This window comes from Variovorax sp. P2_H12 (genome assembly GCF_056403395.1).
This window is the reverse complement of the sequence record NZ_JBFUFO010000272.1, coordinates 1-391: the sequence shown is the minus strand read 5'-3', so window position 1 is coordinate 391 and position 391 is coordinate 1. Positions and strand designations below refer to the sequence as shown.

Below are 391 nucleotides of genomic sequence, written 5' to 3'. Positions count from 1 at the left end.
GACGTCGGCTTCATGGGGGGCGCGCAGATCGACAAGTACGGCAACCTGAATTCGTCCTACATCGGCAACCCGGCCCACCCGAAGACGCGGCTGCCGGGCACCGGCGGCGGCAACGACATCTCGAGCCTGACGAACATGATCGTCGCCATGCGCCATGAGCGCCGGCGYTTCGTCGACAAGGTGGATTTCGTCACCAGCCCGGGCTTCCTSGAYGGCGGCAGCAGCCGCCGCGACCGGGGCCTGCTGGCCGGCGGCATGTTCCGGGTGGTGACCGACCTGGGCATCTTCGGCTTCGACGACAAGACCAGGCACATGAAGATCGTCGCGCTGCACCCGGGCGTCACGCTGGAGCAGGTGCAGGACAACACCGGCTTCACGCTGCTGCACGACA

Annotated in this window: 1 protein-coding gene; it reads left to right on the top strand. The window is 67.0% G+C overall.

Annotated elements, in window-relative coordinates; all coding sequences use genetic code 11:
• On the top strand, positions 1-391 hold a 391-nt coding region (locus AC1DYK_RS36115; protein ID WP_478170640.1), incomplete at both ends, for a CoA-transferase.